The sequence below is a fragment of the Vibrio sp. Vb1574 genome (genome assembly GCF_033338675.1).
Window position 1 is genome coordinate 1 of the sequence record NZ_JAWOTC010000294.1, and the last position, 1,235, is coordinate 1,235.

The following is a 1,235-nucleotide window of genomic DNA, read 5'->3' on the forward strand; positions in this document are numbered from 1 at the left end:
GGGTCGAAACAAGAGCCGTCATATATGGCAAGGAAAGAGATTCCAGCTTTGGAATCACGACGTGAACGGATCCAGCCGCGAACAGTTACTTCACTGTCTACTGCTAGCTTACCGCTTAGTACGTCTGATACAGGCGCGTAAGTCATGTTTTCAATATTCTCCATTGAGGTAAAAATTCAACTCAACGCTTATCAAAGTGCTTGTCTCAAAACATTTTTGTTTAAAAAACAAGCGAAGCATTGAGTTGGATAGAATTTTACAGATTCAATGGGACATATTACCCGTCAATTCGTCAGCTTCAACCTTTATATTCAATTTGGACGCGAGAAATTTCCTATTTATTTGCCCTTTGTTGCTCAGAAAGGGTGAATTGGTTAAGTAATTGCTCTAAACGGTCAGAAAGTTCTTCCAAATCGACACTGATATCCCGTGTATGAGAGGCAGATTGAGACGTGTCGTTCGCGTGCAAAGTAATCACGTCGATTTTCGATTGAATGTGCTTGCTGACATCCGAGGTGGTTTGAGTTTGCAGTTGGATGTTTTCTGCGTGTTTCAGCACTTGATGCATCTCGTCTACGACATTGTGCATGGTTTCAGACAGCGCTTCGACATCCAGTGAACGTTGATGAGCAAATTGACAAACATGATCGACTGACGAAAGAGACTCTTCGCTGCCTTGCTGAAATTGGGAAATGATGCTTTCAATGTTGCTGGTGGCTTCGGCGGTGCGTGAGGCCAGATTTCTCACTTCATCGGCAACGACTGCAAAGCCACGACCTTGCTCTCCGGCGCGTGCCGCTTCGATTGCTGCGTTTAGAGCGAGTAGGTTAGTTTGTTCGGCGATGCCTTTAATCACACCTAGAATTGAGGAAACTTCTTCGGTTCTCTGATTTAGAGACGTAATCTTCTCACGCACTTGTTCAATGTCGCTGACTAAGCTCTTGATGTCTTCGCTGACATTGTGCGCTTGGCTGGCGCTGTTTGTGGCTACGTCAACGGTGTGGTTTACCAACGTTGTTGCGTTGATTGTTGCCTCTTCAACCACGACTTGCTGCTGCAACATATCAATAATGTTGTTTTGCACTTCATTGGTTTCTAATTGCTGATTGTTTGCTGCTTCATCAGTGGATTGAGCAACGTCGGTGAGACGACCCGCAGACCCTGCTAACGAGTGGGAGGTGTCTTGCACGCGCTCAAGACTTTCCGAAACGGTATCCATAAAGGAATTAATAGAT

The 1,235-nt window shown here is 45.2% G+C and carries 1 protein-coding gene and 1 pseudogene; both read right to left on the minus strand.

All coding sequences use genetic code 11. The features are described 5' to 3' along the window. Positions 1-146: pseudogene (locus R7O12_RS25655) on the minus strand (asparagine--tRNA ligase); the annotation flags it as partial. Positions 147-334: 188 nt separating this feature from the next. Next, on the minus strand, positions 335-1,235 hold a 901-nt coding region (locus R7O12_RS25660), incomplete at its 5' end, for a methyl-accepting chemotaxis protein (protein WP_318126874.1).